Source organism: Stenotrophomonas sp. CASM114 (assembly GCF_049384325.1).
GTDB classification, from domain to species: Bacteria; Pseudomonadota; Gammaproteobacteria; order Xanthomonadales; family Xanthomonadaceae; genus Stenotrophomonas; species Stenotrophomonas muris.
Genome location: NZ_JBMRGJ010000010.1, coordinates 15,448 through 30,325, shown reverse-complemented (window position 1 = coordinate 30,325; position 14,878 = coordinate 15,448). Strand labels below are relative to the sequence as shown.

13 protein-coding genes are annotated in these 14,878 nt (G+C 68.3%); 6 read left to right on the top strand and 7 right to left on the bottom strand.

Going from position 1 to position 14,878, the window contains the following annotated elements; translation table 11 throughout:
- Nucleotides 1-92 precede the first annotated feature (92 nt).
- Together VG566_RS11695 and VG566_RS11690 are read left to right on the top strand one after the other, a co-directional pair.
- A complete protein-coding gene (locus VG566_RS11695; protein ID WP_049408290.1) occupies nt 93-581 on the top strand; it encodes a hypothetical protein in 489 nt (162 codons plus the stop codon).
- Nucleotides 582-594: 13 nt separating this feature from the next.
- Complete coding sequence (locus VG566_RS11690; RefSeq protein ID WP_032959248.1) at nt 595-870, top strand: DUF4031 domain-containing protein; 276 nt, start codon at nt 595-597, stop codon at nt 868-870.
- Between the two features lie 55 nt (nt 871-925).
- Here the strand turns inward: VG566_RS11690 and VG566_RS11685 are convergent, their stop codons facing one another.
- Nucleotides 926-1,468, bottom strand: coding sequence for a DUF6630 family protein (locus tag VG566_RS11685; RefSeq protein ID WP_032959249.1), 543 nt, complete (start codon nt 1,466-1,468; stop codon nt 926-928).
- A gap of 90 nt (nt 1,469-1,558) precedes the next feature.
- On the opposite strand from VG566_RS11685, the gene VG566_RS11680 reads away from it, so the two are divergent.
- On the top strand, nt 1,559-1,807 hold the full coding sequence (locus VG566_RS11680) for a DUF3297 family protein (protein ID WP_005415112.1): 249 nt from the start codon (nt 1,559-1,561) through the stop codon (nt 1,805-1,807).
- A gap of 79 nt (nt 1,808-1,886) precedes the next feature.
- On the opposite strand, the gene VG566_RS11675 is transcribed toward VG566_RS11680, so the two are convergent.
- The 3 genes from VG566_RS11675 to VG566_RS11665 all read right to left on the bottom strand — a co-directional run bounded on the left by VG566_RS11675 (nt 1,887) and on the right by VG566_RS11665 (nt 4,884).
- Nucleotides 1,887-3,536 carry a Na+/H+ antiporter gene (locus VG566_RS11675; protein WP_046428622.1) on the bottom strand — a complete coding sequence of 550 codons (1,650 nt, stop codon included), beginning with the start codon at nt 3,534-3,536 and terminating at the stop codon, nt 1,887-1,889.
- Between the two features lie 117 nt (nt 3,537-3,653).
- Nucleotides 3,654-4,442, bottom strand: coding sequence for a DODA-type extradiol aromatic ring-opening family dioxygenase (locus VG566_RS11670; RefSeq protein ID WP_241884879.1), 789 nt, complete (start codon nt 4,440-4,442; stop codon nt 3,654-3,656).
- A gap of 31 nt (nt 4,443-4,473) precedes the next feature.
- Nucleotides 4,474-4,884 carry a DoxX family protein gene (locus tag VG566_RS11665; RefSeq protein WP_046428617.1) on the bottom strand — a complete coding sequence of 137 codons (411 nt, stop codon included), beginning with the start codon at nt 4,882-4,884 and terminating at the stop codon, nt 4,474-4,476.
- A 96-nt stretch (nt 4,885-4,980) separates the two neighbouring features.
- On the opposite strand from VG566_RS11665, the gene VG566_RS11660 reads away from it, so the two are divergent.
- Nucleotides 4,981-5,862, top strand: coding sequence for a LysR family transcriptional regulator (locus VG566_RS11660; RefSeq protein WP_046428614.1), 882 nt, complete (start codon nt 4,981-4,983; stop codon nt 5,860-5,862).
- A 177-nt stretch (nt 5,863-6,039) separates the two neighbouring features.
- Here the strand turns inward: VG566_RS11660 and VG566_RS11655 are convergent, their stop codons facing one another.
- Entirely contained in the window at nt 6,040-9,102 is a 3,063-nt protein-coding gene (locus VG566_RS11655) for an EAL domain-containing protein (protein ID WP_241884878.1), read from the bottom strand.
- A gap of 176 nt (nt 9,103-9,278) precedes the next feature.
- Between VG566_RS11655 and VG566_RS11650 the strand changes: the two genes are divergently transcribed.
- Nucleotides 9,279-11,390, top strand: coding sequence for a M13 family metallopeptidase (locus VG566_RS11650; RefSeq protein WP_241884877.1), 2,112 nt, complete (start codon nt 9,279-9,281; stop codon nt 11,388-11,390).
- 169 nt (nt 11,391-11,559) lie between these two features.
- Here the strand turns inward: VG566_RS11650 and VG566_RS11645 are convergent, their stop codons facing one another.
- On the bottom strand, nt 11,560-12,732 hold the full coding sequence (locus VG566_RS11645) for an MFS transporter (protein ID WP_197561753.1): 1,173 nt from the start codon (nt 12,730-12,732) through the stop codon (nt 11,560-11,562).
- Complete coding sequence (locus VG566_RS11640; RefSeq protein ID WP_423172673.1) at nt 12,729-13,943, bottom strand: MFS transporter; 1,215 nt, start codon at nt 13,941-13,943, stop codon at nt 12,729-12,731. The genes VG566_RS11645 and VG566_RS11640 overlap by 4 nt, the downstream gene beginning before the upstream one ends.
- Nucleotides 13,944-14,076: 133 nt before the next feature.
- Between VG566_RS11640 and VG566_RS11635 the strand changes: the two genes are divergently transcribed.
- On the top strand, nt 14,077-14,664 hold the full coding sequence (locus VG566_RS11635; protein WP_014645786.1) for a TetR/AcrR family transcriptional regulator: 588 nt from the start codon (nt 14,077-14,079) through the stop codon (nt 14,662-14,664).
- Nucleotides 14,665-14,878 lie beyond the last annotated feature (214 nt).

The window sequence follows — 14,878 nt, the reverse complement described above, 5'->3', positions numbered from 1 at the left end:
GGTCAGATCCCTTTCCCATGGAAAGGGATCTGACCCCGCCTGCGTGCGGCCGGTACAATGGCGGTCTTTCCGCTTCCAGGTGACCCCACCCCATGTCCCAGAACTCCAAGGCCAAGCGCGACAAGCGCAAGAAGCAGCAGGCCAAGCGCCCGTTCCTCCGCCTGAATGCCCAGCAGCAGGTGCAGAACCATGCCGTGCTGACCAACGAAGACGGCCAGGTGGTAGCGGCCATCGGCCTGCAGGGCCGTGAGTGGCTGCTGGCCATCGGCGGCCAGACCATGGGCAACGCCGAAAACCCGGTGCCGATGCTGGCCATGCTCAAGCACCTGGCCAACGTGCAGGAGAAGGAAGGCCGCAAGGTCAACCTGGAGTACTCCGAACTGCTGCAGAAGCTGCTGGACACCCTGGCTGCCGAATCCGAGCAGACCGCTGACGAATACCTGGACAAGCTGGTTGCCGAGTTCGAAGGCGTCGACGCTGCTGAAGGCGAAGAAGGCGAAGCCGTCGAAGGCGACGCGGCCGAAGAAGCCGCTGCCGAGGCCGCCCCGGCCGCTGACAGCGACAGCAAGCCGCAGGCCTGAACCGGCCGCGGCGGTGACGGTCTACGTCGATGACGCGGTGCATCCCTGGCGCGGACAGCGCTGGGCGCACCTGATGGCCGACACCCTGGCCGAGCTGCACGCGATGGCGGCGCAGCTCGGCATTCCCCCGCGGGCCTTCCAGAACAAGGCCAGCGGTGCTCACTACGACGTCACTGCCGAGCTGCGCGCACAGGCAATAGCGCTCGGTGCGCGGGCGATTTCCCGGCACACCGACCGTGACCTGGTCAAAGCGGTGATTGCCAACGCCAGGGCGCAGTACCGGCCGTAGGCCGCGCCCAGCAGATCGTCCCCGCCGGGTCGTGCCCGGCGGATCGGCCCATCGCTCAGAACGGGTCGCTGCCCAGCCGGATTTCCACGTTCAGCAGCGAGCACAGCGCCAGCATCGCGTCGTCGTCGCGGGTCAGCGCCATCACGCCGGTGAAGCCGTCGCTGCCGGCATCCACGCTCCACAGCGTGTAGTTGTGCTCGCGCAGGCGGTCGAAGGCGGTGGACATCAGCTGCACGCCGTCCAGGCCCTCGGCGAAGTCCTCGTCGTCCAGGTCGCCGCCCCAGTCGAGTTGCAGGTTGAAGCGCGCCGACAGCTCGTTCACCGCCGACTGCAGCGATTCCAGGTCATCGCGCTCCACATCGAAACCGGACTGCCAGGCGATGGCCGTGAACAGGGCCGGCAGCCAGTCGCTGTCCGCTTCCAGCGGCTGCCCGTCCTCGGACAGGTGCTCGCGCCAGCGGTTGAACTGCTGCAGGGCCAGCTCTTCGTCGCCCGGGTTGATCAGCACCAGCAGGTTCCAGACCCGCGCCTCGAAGCCCTCCTCGTCGAAGTCGTGGATGTCTTCCTCGAAGTCGAAATAGTCGCTGTTGTCGGGCATGGCGGAACGTCCTCTGGGGCAGGCCCGCATTCTACGGTTTATCCTGTGCCGCTGAAGCCGGCCTTGGTGGCCGTCACTGTGAATGAAGCGATGAGCGATACCCCTCCCGACCACCTGGCGATCAACCCGGCCAGCCCCTTCCATGATGCACAGGCGCTGGAGCGCGGCGTTGGCGTGCGTTTCAACGACGTCGAGCGCGACAACGTCGAGGAATACTCGGTCAGCGAAGGCTGGATCCGCGTGCAGGCCGGCAAGGCCCGCGACCGCCGCGGCAATCCGATGACCATCAAGGTCAAGGGCAAGGTCGAGGTGTATTTCCTGGACCAGAAGCCGGAATAACCCGCTGTTCCGACCTGGGGTCAGGTCCCTTTCCTGCGGAAAGGGACCTGACCCCGCTCGACGGCGCACGACCGCCGCGTCATTCGCGCTTGCGCGATTCCAGCAGGTCCAGGTTGCGGATCAGGCGCCGCGAGATCTCATCGGAGATCACCCCGCGCCGGGTCAACCGGAACAGTTCCTCGCGCTCGGCATTCAGGCCCGCGCTGCGCAGCTGGCGGTAACCCAGCTCCATGCGCCGCACCTTCTCCGGGTCCACGTCGGGGCCGTCGTTGTCTTTCTCCAGGTGCCGCTGGTACAGCAGGCTCACCCGCGAGGCAGCATCGTTGTACAGCTGCACGTTCTCGGTGTTCTGGTTCATCACCAGCTGCTGGCGCATGCGTTCGACCCCGGCCAGCGCGGCCTTCGAGGACAGCTTGCGTGCCAGGTCCTCTTCCTTGCGCTCGCCCGAATCGGCTGGCAGCTGCAGGCCCTTCAGCAGCTGCGGCAGCGCCACGCTGGCGCCGACCAGCGAGAACAGGATCACCGCCGCGGCCAGGAAGATCACCAGGTCGCGCGCCGGGAACGCACTGCCATCGGGCAGGAACAGCGGCAGGGTCAACACACCGGCCAGGGTGATCGCGCCGCGCACACCAGCCACCGAGGTCGCCACCACGATGCGCCAGTTCGGCGCCTCGCCCCGCTCCAGGCCACGGCGGCGCGCGCGCAGCAGGTTCCAGCGCAGCGACAGCCATACCCACAGCAGGCGCAGCAGGATCAGCGCCAGGTTGATCACCACCACGTATACCAGCAGCCACCATGCACTCTGGTGGCCGGACTCGTTCATGGTGGTGGTGGCGCGCTCGACGATGCCCGGCAGCTGCTCGCCCAGCAACACGAACATGATGCCGTTGAAGCTGAACTGCAGCATGTTCCAGACGCCCGCGCGCTGCACGCGCATGCTGCCGGAGACACGGCCGGTCAGCTCGACGTAGCTCATCGCGATACCGGCGGCGACCGCAGCGAGGATGCCCGAGGCATGGATTTCTTCGGCCAGCAGGTAGGCCGCGAACGGAATCAGCAGGTTGACCAGCATCGCCGCACCCGGCTCTTCGCCGAAGCGGCGCCACAACCAGCGCTGGAAGGTGGACACGCCGAGGGTGACCGCCACGCCCACGGCAAGGCCGGCCACCGCCACCCACAGGAAGGTCAGCGAGGCCGTGGCCAGCGAGAAGGAGCCGGTCATCACCGCGGCCACCGCGAAACGGAAGCAGACCAGGCCGGACGCATCGTTGAGCAGCGACTCGCCTTCCAGGATGTGCATCAGGCGCTTCGGGATCGGTGCCTTGGAGGCGATCGCCCCGACCGCCACCGGGTCGGTCGGCGAGACGATGGCCGCCAGCGCGAAGCACACTGCCAGCGGCATCACCGGAATCATCCAGTGGATCAGCAGGCCGGCGCCGATCACGGTGAACACCACCAGGCCGAACGCCAGTTCAAGGATCGCGCCCTTGTCGCGGAACAGGCCCTGCTTGGGAATGCGCCAGCCGTCCAGGAACAGCAGCGGCGGCAGGAACAGCAGGAAGAACACTTCCGGCTCCAGCGCATGGCCGCGGTTGAACACGCCGGCGATCACCGCGCCCAGGCCGATCTGCACCAGCGGCAACGGCAGCGAGAACGGGAGGACGCGAACCAGGTAGCCGCTGGCGACAACGGCCACCAGCATCGCCAGGACGACTTCAATGGTATGCATGCTTCTTCCAGGAAGCGGCGCGTGGGGAGGCACGAGGGCCAGCGCCGGAAACCCGGAAAAAACTACCACATGCGGCCCTGACCGCGACGGCCGGGGCCGCCGCGCGTCAGCCCCGGCTCATGCCCCGTCGAACCGGTACAGATCCATGGCCAGGAAGCCGGCATCGATGCCGGCGTCGATGCGGCGTGCGCCGAAACCGCCCTCGCCGGCCGCTCCCATCGCGAAGAACAGCGGCAGCAGGTGCTCGTCGGTCGGGTGCGCACGCTCGGCGAACGGGGCCTGCCGGCGGTAATCGAACAGCGCCTGGCGGTCATCAGCGGCCAGCCGCTGCTCCACCCACTCGATGAAGGGCCGCACGTATGGCGCTTCCTTGCCGTCCTGGTAGTCGCCCCAGTCGTGCAGGTTGTGGGTGATGCTGCCCGAGCCGACCAGCAGCACGCCCTGTTCGCGCAGCGGCGCCAGCGCACGGCCCAACGCGAACTGATGCTCGGGGCCGAGCAGCGGCTGGATCGACACCGGCACCACGGGGATGTCGGCCTGCGGGCGCAACAGCCGCAGCGGTACCCACGCGCCGTGGTCGAGGCCACGCTGCGGGTCGATGGCCACTGTCAGGCCTGCGGCGGCGATGCGGCCGGCCACTTCTTCGGCCAGTGCCGGATCACCCGGCGCCGGGTATTGCAGTTCGAACAGCGCGCGCGGGAAGCCACCAAAGTCGTGGATCGTCGGCGGCTGCGGATGTGCGCCGACCAGCGGCTGCCGGCCCAGCCAGTGCGCCGAGGCCGTCACGATGGCGCGCGGCGGCGGCAGGTCGCGCGCCAGCTCGGCCAGGCGCACACCGACCTGGCCCGGATGCAGGGCGGTCATCGGCGAACCATGGGAGATGTACAGCGAAGGCAGGCGGGACATGGAATTCTCCAGTTGCAGGATCAGGCGGCGATCAGCGCGAACGCAGGGTCCACTTGCCATCGCCGACCAGGAACAGCACCACCAGCGCCAGCGCCCAGAACGCCGGGTATTCCCAGCCGCCGCCGGCATTGGCGAAACCGAAGCCGTTGGCGCCGTGCACGGTGACGATGGTGCCCAGCAGCAGCGGCACGCCGACCAGGCCCACCCAGCGCGCATAGATGCCCAGCAGGAGCGCGACAGTGATCACCAGCTCGACGCCGAGGGTGAGGTAGCCGAGCACGCCGGGCAGGCCCAGCGACTCGAAGAATGCTGCCGTGCCGGCCGGGGTGAATACCAGCAGCTTGGTCAGCGCATGGACCAGGAACAGCACGCCCAGTGCCAGGCGCAGCAGGGTGGCGCCATACGGGGCCAGCGGCGAAACAGGAGCGGTCGTGGCGTGCATCGGAAAGCACCTTGAAGGGAGTGGGCTCAGGTTATTGCGCCTTCACGGGCCGATAAATACGATCGATTGACCGTATTTATTTCAGAAGGCGCAACAATGGACACCCTCGAGGCGATGCGCGTGTTCGTGGCGGTGGTCGAGCGCAACGGCTTCAGCGCCGCCGCCCAGGCCCTGGACATGTCCACCGCCGGCGTTACCCGCCAGGTCGCCGCGCTGGAAAAGCGCCTGTCCACCCGTCTGCTCCATCGCACCACGCGGCGGGTCAGCCCCACCAGCACCGGCGCCGCCTACTACGCCCAATGCGTGCGCCTGCTGGCCGAGTTCGACGCGCTGGAGGCCAGCATCGGCGCGCAGGCGCTGGAGCCCTCCGGCACGCTGCGCATCAATGCACCGGTCAGTTGGGGCATCGCCCGCCTCGGCCCACTGCTGGCCAGCTACCGCGAACGCTTTCCGCAGGTGGAACTGGACCTGGCCCTGTCCGACCGCCTGGTGGACATGGTCGAGGAAGGCTACGACGTGGCCATCCGCATCACCCGCGAGCCGGGCCCCACCCTGATCGCCCGCCGCCTGGGCGAATCGCGGGTGAGCCTGTGCGCCGCGCCGGCCTACCTGGCCGCACGCGGCGCCCCTCAGACCCCGCAGGACCTGCAGGCGCACGCGTGCCTGGGCTACAGCTACTGGGCCGCCGGTGACCACTGGCCGCTGCAGGGGCCGGGCGGCGAAGTGAAAGTAGCGGTGAACAGCCTGCTGCACGCCAACAACGGCGACGTGCTGCGTGAAGCGGCGATCGCCGGCATGGGCGTCATCCTGCAGCCCGACTTCCTGCTGGAAGACGCGCTGGCCGATGGCCGCCTGGTGCGCGTGCTGCCGGAATGGGAGGCCTCGCCGATCGGCATCTTCGCGGTCTATACCAGCCGCAGCCACCTGGCACCGAAGGTGCGCAGTTTCATCGACCATCTGGTGGACACCGGGGTGTAGCCGAGTCTGGCGCTGGTCGGCAATCAGACACATCCCGGTCCTGGGCGAATGCCGGCCAGCGGCCGGCACTACCGTCATGCTTCGGTCGGGTGTGCCGGCCGCCGGCCGGCACATACGAAACCCCGTCATGCTTCGGTCGGGTAGTGCCGGCCGCTGGCCGGCACATACGAAACCCGATCAGGCGGGGACCTCATCCAGCGCGTCGATGATCTGTTCCAGCGGCGCCGGCCGCCCCAACAGGTAGCCCTGCACCTGGTCACAGCCATGCGCAGCCAGCCAGTCCAGCTGCCCCGGCGTCTCCACGCCTTCAGCGATGATGGTCAGGCCCATGCTGTGGCCCAGCGACAGCAGCGCGCGGCAGATCGAGGCATTGCGTGGATTGGTTTCCACGTCGGCGACGAAGCTGCGGTCGATCTTCAGGATGTCCAGCGGCAGGTGCTGCAGGTAGGACATGCTGGAATAGCCGGTGCCGAAATCATCCAGCGACACGCGGATGCCCTGCTCGTGCAGGCGCTGCATGGTCTGCATCGCCTGTGCCGGCTTGCGCATCAGGCTGCTCTCGGTCAGCTCCACGTGCAGCGCGCCACGGGCCAGGCCGAAATCCTGCTGGGCACGGGTGAATTCGGCCACCAGGTCGCTGTTGAAGAACTGAACCGCCGACACGTTGACCGCGATCGGCAACTCACCCCACCCGGCCTCGACCAGACGGCGCTGCGCCTTCGCCGCCGCGCGGATCACCCAGCGGCCCAGTGCCAGGATCAACCCGGTGTCCTCGCACAGCTGGATGAACTCGTTGGGCGGGATGAAGCTGCCATCGGCCTGCGGCCAGCGCAGCAGTGCCTCCAGCGCTGCCGGGCTGCCATCGCCGGCATGCCGGATCGGCTGGAAATACAGCTGGAATTCGTTGTCGATGGCGGCATGGATGCGCCCGGCCAGGCGCAGGCGGTCGGCCAGGCGCGTGGTCACGGCCGCGTCGAACCAGACCACCACGTTGCCCTCGGCGCGCGCCGCATGCGCGGCCTGCGCGGCCATGCCGATCACCTGCTCGGCCGTGTGCCCGTCACCAGCGATGTGCACGGCCACGCCGATGCGCGGCTCGAACTGGTGCAGCGAGTCCTTGCCGCGCATCGGCGCCGACACGATCTGCAGCAGGTCGTCCAGCACGCGCTGGGTATCGTGCTCGGCACCGATGGCGAAGACGAAATCCTCGGCCGGCTGGAACGCCAGCGTGCCACAGCGTGCGCCCAGGCCCCCGAGCCGGGTCGCCATCGACTGCAGCACCGCATCGCCGATCTCGCGGCCCAGCGTATCGGCCACCAGCTGCAGCCCGCGCAGCTGCACGAAGGCGATGGTGTAGCCCTCGTCCTGCTCGTCCAGCTGTTCGGTCAGGGCGCGCACATTGAGCAGGCCGGTGGCCGGGTTGTGCCGTGCCTGGTAGGCCAGGTCGCGCTCGTAGGCCAGCCGCTCGCTGACATCCTCGGCCAGCACCAGGCACGCGGGCTGTCCGTCGAAGTCGAGCTTGGACAGGTGTGCGCGCACCTCGAACACACTGCCGTCCTTGCGCCGGTGCAGGCGCACGGTCGCGTCGGGGGGATCGCCCACCTGCGCCCGCTGGATGGCACCACGCACTTCGTCCCAGCCTTCGCGCGGGCGGATGTCGAGGATGCTCATCGCCAGGAACTCGTCGCGGCTGTAGCCATACTGGCGCACTGCAGCGTCGTTGACCTCGATGAAGCGCAGCGTATCCGGGTCGAACACCCAGAACGGTGCAGGATTGCGATCGAACAGCAGGCGGAAGCGGCGTTCCACTTCGCTCATCTGCTCGCGCGCCTGATAGCGTTCGCTCAGGTCGGTCAGCGCACCGATCATGCGCCGCTCGCTGTCGGCCACTTCCACCCGCTGCCCGCGCGCGCCGACCCAGCGCACCTCGCCCCCGGGCAGCACCAGGCGGAACACCTGGTCGAGCACAGCGCTGCCGGCGAAGGCCTGGTCAAAGGCCTGCTGCAGGCGCGCGGCATCATCGCGATGCACGCGCGCGAAGAAATCCGCGACCGGCAAGGCGTCGGTCTGTACCCCAAAGATCTCGCGGGCCAGCGGCGACCAGCGCAGCAGCGCGGCGTCCTCATCCACGTACCAGGTGCAGACACGCCCGACCTGGTGCGCCAGGCGCAGCTCGGCGTGGCCCGTCTTCAGTTCCTCGGCCATCGCCTGCTGGCTGCGGGTGCTGCGGCGCACGGCGTACAGCAGTACCAGCAACACCGCGATGTAGGCCAGTACGATCGCCACCGACGCCTTCAGGTACGGCCACCACGGTGCGAGTACATCTTCGTCGGCCAGGCCGACCTGCACCGCCAGCGGGCTGCGTTCGAGCGTGCTGATGGTGAGGATGCGCGGCACGCCGTCGACAACGCCGGGCATGCTGCCCAGCTCGACCACTGCCTGCGTGCCGAGCAGGTCCCGGCGCGGCAGGTCATAGCGGCGGCCCACCGTGCCATGCGGATCGGGTACGCGGGCCAGCATGTAGCCCTGGGCATCACTGATCGAGACCAATCCGTTGGGACCGACATCCAGGCCGCCGACGATGCGCTGCAGTTCGCCACAGCGCAGCCGTGCCAGCAGCCAGCGCCCATCGGCCATCGGCAGCGCCAGCGGGACCACCCAGCCCCCGTCGCTGGCACGCTGCGGCGGGCCGATGTATAGCGCGCTGCCCGAGCCGCGCCGTTGCGGATCGGTCCACAACGGCAACTGCAGGTCGCCCTTGCCGGCCGTCAATGCGCGGCCATAGCTGTCGAGCACCACGATGCTGTGCAGTTCGGCGTGCCGGCGCAGCACGCCGCCGATGGAGGCATCCAGCAAGGCCGGCGCCTGTGCCGGCACGCTGCGGAACAGTTCCGCGGCGTCGGCGGCGATGCCGGTCATGGCCCGCTCCAGGTTGCGCAGCTCCAGCGCCAGCAGGCGCTCGCTGCCCACCGCCAGCGCGCGGCTCTGCCGCTGCGCCGCTTCCAGGCGGCGGTGGTGGTCGTTGACCAGCATGAGGGCCAGACCGGTCACCAGCAGTACGCCCAGCAGCACACCGCCCCAGGTGATGGCGCGCAGCGGCCGGGCCAACGCCCGTTTCAGCGCGGGCATCGGTTGATGTTCCTTGTGCAGTCGGCTGGCTTCATGCGCGAACGAATCCTCCACGTCCCCGACCTCAACGGCCGGCGGACGCCATTCTTGACGCCTGACCCCATCCTGCATGGCCACCTCCCCGTGTCCGCGCAGGGCTCGAGGGACCAGCATGCACCACCCCGGTGACGGCGTGAAGATCGCATCCGCACGTTCAGCCAGATCCTGCACAGGGCGGGCCCCGCAGGGGGGCGGCCAGTGGCGCCGGAGCGGATTAGACTTGGGGTTTTCCGCTGCAAGAGAAGTCCATGTCCAAGCTGCGCCGTCCCACCCTGGCGCTGGCCATTGTTGCCAGCCTGTCCCTGGCCGCCTGTGACCGCCCGGCCGACCCGGCCGTCGGTGCCACCGCGCCGGCCGATGCCGCCCCCGCTGCGGCCAAGCCGATGCTGGGCAGTTTCGGCTTCGATGCCAGCGGCATGGACCGCAGCATCGCCGCCGGCGACGACTTCTTCGGCTTCGCCAACGGCACCTGGGTGAAGAACACCGAGATTCCGGCCGACCGCTCGCGCTTCGGCAGCTTCAATGTCATTGCCGAGAAGACCCTGGCCGACACCCGCGCCATCCTGGAAGGGGCCGCCGGCAACACCCAGGCCAGCGGCGACGACAAGCTGATCGGCGACTACTACGCCGCCTACATGGACGAAGCCGGCATCGAGCAGCACGGTCTGGCGCCGGTGCAGCCGCAGCTGAAGGCCATCGATGCGATCGCCGACAAGGCCGGGCTGGCGCGCGCCCTCGGCGGCGACCTGCGCGCCGACGTCGACCTGCTCAACGCCACCAACTTCTACACCGACCGTCTGTTCGGCCTGTGGGTGTCGGTGGACATGCTGCAGCCGGACCGCACCGCACCGTACCTGGTGCAGGGCGGCCTGGGCATGCCCGACCGCGATTTCTACCTGGGCGATGGCCGCATGGCCGAACTGCGCAAGCAGTACCAGGCCTACATCGCACAGATGCTGCAGCTGGCCGGCGTCGCCGACCCGGCCGGCAAGGCGCAGCGCATCCTCGCGCTGGAAACGAAGATCGCGCAGGCGCATGCCACCCAGGAAGAAACCAACGACGTGACCAAGGGCGCCAACCCCTGGACCCAGGCCGACTTCAATGCAAAGGCGCCGGGCCTGGACTGGAACGCCTTCCTCGATGCGGCCGCGCTGGGCAACCAGCAGGACTTCATCGTGTGGCAGCCCAAGGCCGTGGCCGGCCTGTCCAGGCTGGTCGCCACCGAGCCGCTGGACGCCTGGAAGGACTACCTGGCGTTCCACGCGCTGGACCGTGCCGCCGCCTACCTGCCGAAGAGGTTCGCCGATGCCCGCTTCGCCTTCCATGGCACCGCGCTGAGCGGCACGCCGCAGCAGAGCGACCGCTGGAAGCGCGCGGTGGACGATGCCAACCATGCCGTCGGCGAAGCGATCGGCAAGCGCTACGTCGAAAAGCACTTCGACGCCAGGACCAAGGAGCGCGCGGACGAAATGGCGAAGAACATCATCGCCGCTTTCGCCAAGCGCATCGACGCGCTGTCGTGGATGTCGCCGCAGACCAAGGCGCATGCCAAGGCCAAGGTCACGGGCCTGACCGTGCGCATGGGCTATCCGGAGAAGTGGCGCGACTACACCGGCCTGGAGATCCGCCGTGATGACCCGCTGGGCAATGCACAGCGCGCCGAGCTGTTCGAGTACCAGCGCAACATCGCCAAGCTGGGCAAGCCGGTCGACCACAGCGAGTGGGCGATGCTGCCGCAGACCATCAATGCGATGAACGTGCCGCTGGAGAACCGCCTGGTGTTCCCGGCCGCGATCCTGCAGCCGCCGTTCTTCGACGGCGCAGCCGACGACGCGGTGAACTACGGTGCGATCGGTGCGGTGATCGGCCACGAGATCAGCCACGGCTTCGACAACGCCGGCGCGCTGTTCGACGAGACCGGCAAGCTGCACAACTGGTGGACCGCCGAGGACCTGAAGCAGTTCAACGCCGCCGGTGATGCGCTGGCCGCGCAGTTCAGCAGCTACGAGCCGTTCCCCGGCGTGCACGTGAACGGCAAGCTGACCCTGGGCGAGAACATCGCCGACGTGGCTGGCCTGGGTACCGCCTACGATGCCTACCAGCTGTCGCTGCAGGGCAAGCCGGGCCAGACCCTGGAAGGCTTCAGCCCGGACCAGCGCTTCTTCCTCGGCTTCGCCCAGGCGTGGCGCAGCAAGAGCCGCGAGCAGGCGCTGCGCAATTCGCTGCTGACCGATGTGCATGCCCCGGGCCAGTTCCGCGCATTGACCGTGCGCAACATCGACGCCTGGTACCCGGCGTTCGAAGTGAAGGAAGGCCAGAAGCTGTACCTGGCCCCGGACAAGCGGGTCAAGGTGTGGTGATGTAACCGGAACGGGCGCCGCAAGGCGCCCGTTTCATTTCCGGGTAGCGGCCAATCTTCGTCGGCACATACTCCGCTCTGGTGGGTGCCGACCTTGATCGGCACATACTTTGCTCTGGTGGGTGCCGACCTTGGTCGGCACGGGGTAGAAATCCACGCATGGCGTGGATCTACCTGCGGGTGATGGCAGCCATCAGCAGGGCACTCCCAGCCAACACCGCCGCAGCCCACAGATTCGCATGCAGGCCCACGCCATCCAGCAGGCGGCCACCACCCCACGCACCCATTGCGATGCCGATGTTGAATACCGCCACATACAACGCGGTGGCGATCTCCACGGCCTGCGGCACCGCCTTCATCATCCAGCTCATCAGGCCCACCGATACACCGCCATAGGCCAGACCCCACAGCAGCAGCACCGCAATACCTGCGGAGGGCGTATTTCCCACCCACAGGAACAGCAGAGGCGTCAGCAGCAGGCCCGAGGCTATCGCCAGCAGCATGCCCAGTGGATGGCGCGCAGCCAGCGGCCCGGCGATGAAGTTGCCGGCGATGCCAGCCAGGCCGTACCCAAACAGCAGTGCACCTATCCACGACGCATCCACGCCCGATACGGACGTCAGCAGCGGCCGCACGTACGTGAAGGCGATGAAGTGCCCGGACACCAGCAGCCCGGTCAGCCACAGGCCACGCCGCAGGTTGCGCTGGCCAAGCTGCTGCACGAACTGACGCGGCCGCACCGATGTGCTGACCGGCAACGCGGGAACCACCCGCAGATGCAGCAGCATCACCGCCGCACTGAACAACGTCATCGCCACGAACGCGCTGCGCCAGCCCAATGCATCCCCGATCAGCGCGCCCAACGGAACGCCGAGCACCGAAGCTGCGGCCACGCCTCCGAAGATGATCGAGGTGGCCAGACCGATGCGCTGCGCAGGTACCAGGCGCGCTGCCAGCCCACCGGCAATGGTCCAGATGCCGCCCATGCAGAACCCCACCAGCACACGCGCGGCCAACAGCCAGCCGATGCCAGGTGCCAGCGCCGACGCAAGGTTGGCGACCAGCAGCAGGCCCAACAGCGCACACAGGATGCGGCGACGATCGATGCCACCGGCTGCGATCACCGCAAGCGGGGCGAACACTGCCGCCAGCAGGGCGGGCAGTGAGATCATCAGGCCGGCGGTGCCGGTGGACGCGCCGAGATCTTCGGCGATGGGAGTCAGCAGGCCGACCGGCAGCATTTCGGTGGTCACCACCGAGAACGTGGCGAGGCCGACGGCGGAGACCGCCCACCACGGATGGCGGGGCACAGACGCGGCATGCGCAGGCGATGAAGCGCTCACGGGATGATTCCTTCAGGAGATGTGGACGCGGCAGACGGGCGCAGCGCACGTTGCACGAGCAAGGCGAACAGCAGCACGCCACCGCCTGCCGCCACCGCAACCACAAAACCGCTGCGCACGCCCGCCGCATCGACGCTCTGTCCAGACAGCGCCGCGCCCAGCGCCACGCCGATGTTGAGGCCGGCCAGCAGCCACGTCATGCCTTCGGTCAGGCGTGCTTCGGGCACGCGTTGTTCAACCAGCGACATCGCCACGATCATCGTCGGCGCGAAGAACACCCCGGCCAGCAGTACCGCAGCGGCCAGTGCCGGCAGACTGCCGACCCACAGCAGCGGCAACGTGGTCAATGCGGTGGCCGCTGCTCCGGCCAGCAACAGGCGCGGCAGCGGCATCGGCAGCTTCAGGGCACCAAACAGCAGGCCCGCCGCGCAGCTGCCCAGCGCGTAGGCCGACAGCACCCAGCTGGCAGCTAGTGGCTGTCCGCGCAGCTCGGCCAATGCCACGCTGGTGATGTCGACGGTGCCGACGATCACGCCCATCGCCAGCATCAGCAACGCCAGCAGGCGGATCTCCGGTTGCCGCAGCAGCGAGTGCGAGGATGTTGCACCTTCGTAGTGCTGTATCGGCGGCTCGGTGCCCCGCTGCAGCACCAGTGCGGCGACGCCGGCCACCAGCAGCAGGGCGGCCGCCAGTACGCCAGCCTGTGGCCATACCGCCACCGACAATCCGACGGACAACGGTGGCCCGGCGATGAAGGTCACCTCGTCGAACACGGTCTCCAGCGAATACGCGGTCTGCAGCTGTGGTCGTCCGCGATGGGTCGCGGTCCAGCGCGCTCGCACCATCGCCGACACGCTGGGCATGCAGCCGGCCAGCATCGCCGCAACGAACAGCGTCCAGTCCGGCGCGGCCAGCAGCGTGCACGCGAGCAGCAACAGCAGACCGGCCGCACTGGCCGCAGTGGCCCATGGCAGTACCCTGCCCTGCCCGCGCCGGTCGACCCAGCGCGACACCTGCGGCGACAGCAACGCATAGGTCAGCACGAAGGTGGCCGACACTGCACCGGCCAGTGCATAGCTGCCGCGCAGCTGGGACAGCAAGGTGATGATGCCGATACCGGTCATCGGCAGCGGCAGGCGTGCCAGCAGCCCGGCCAGGGCGAGGCCGGCGGTGCCGGGGGTCGCGAACAGGTCGCGATAGGGGGTGGCCATCAGGTTCTCCAAGGCAGCGACTTGCCTGGCGCACGGGGCGCCATGACAATACATACGGGGCGTATGAATAAGAGGCTACATTCATACGCGCCGTATGTAAATAATCATGCACTGCGTATGTAAGGAGCTCTGAATGGTTCGCCGCACCCGCGCCGAGATGGAAGAAACCCGCGCCACCCTCCTGGCCACCGCCCGCCGGGTGTTCAGCGAGCATGGCTATGCCGCCACCTCGATGGACGACCTGACCGCCCAGGCCGGGCTGACCCGCGGCGCGCTGTACCACCACTTCGGCGACAAGAAGGGTCTGCTGGCGGCTGTCGTCGCCCAGCTCGATGCCGAGACCGACCAGCGCCTGCAGGCGATCAGTGATGCCGCCGACGATGCCTGGGAGGGCTTCGTGCAGCGTTGCCGCGCGTACCTGGAGATGGCGCTGGAACCGGAGATCCAGCGCATCGTGCTGCGCGATGCGCGCGCGGTGCTCGGTGGCGCCTCACCGGAATCGCAGCGCCACTGCGTGCATTCGATGCAGCACCTGATCGAACATCTGGTTGCCCAGGGCGTGGTGGCGCCGGTGAATGCGCAGGCGCTGGCGTCGCTGATCTATGGCAGCCTGGCCGAGGCCGCGTTCTGGATCGCCGAGGGCGAGGATGGCGACGTGCGCCTGCGGCAGGCGACGGCGGCGCTGGAGATGCTGTTGCGCGGGTTGAAGTCGGCGGGGTAAGGCCCATCCACGCATGGTGTGGATCTTATCTCTTGCCGATCTGGCACCTTGGGGGCCGAGAGCCCGGCGTGGGCGACCGTGTGGATCCAGGTCTTGCGACCGAGAAGTAGCTTGGGTCCCCACGCCGGATTCTCCCTGAACCGCCCGAACAGTTGGTTGAGTTGGCGCTCGAACTGATAAGACTGGGCAAGCGGGGAGAGCTCTCGACCCTGTC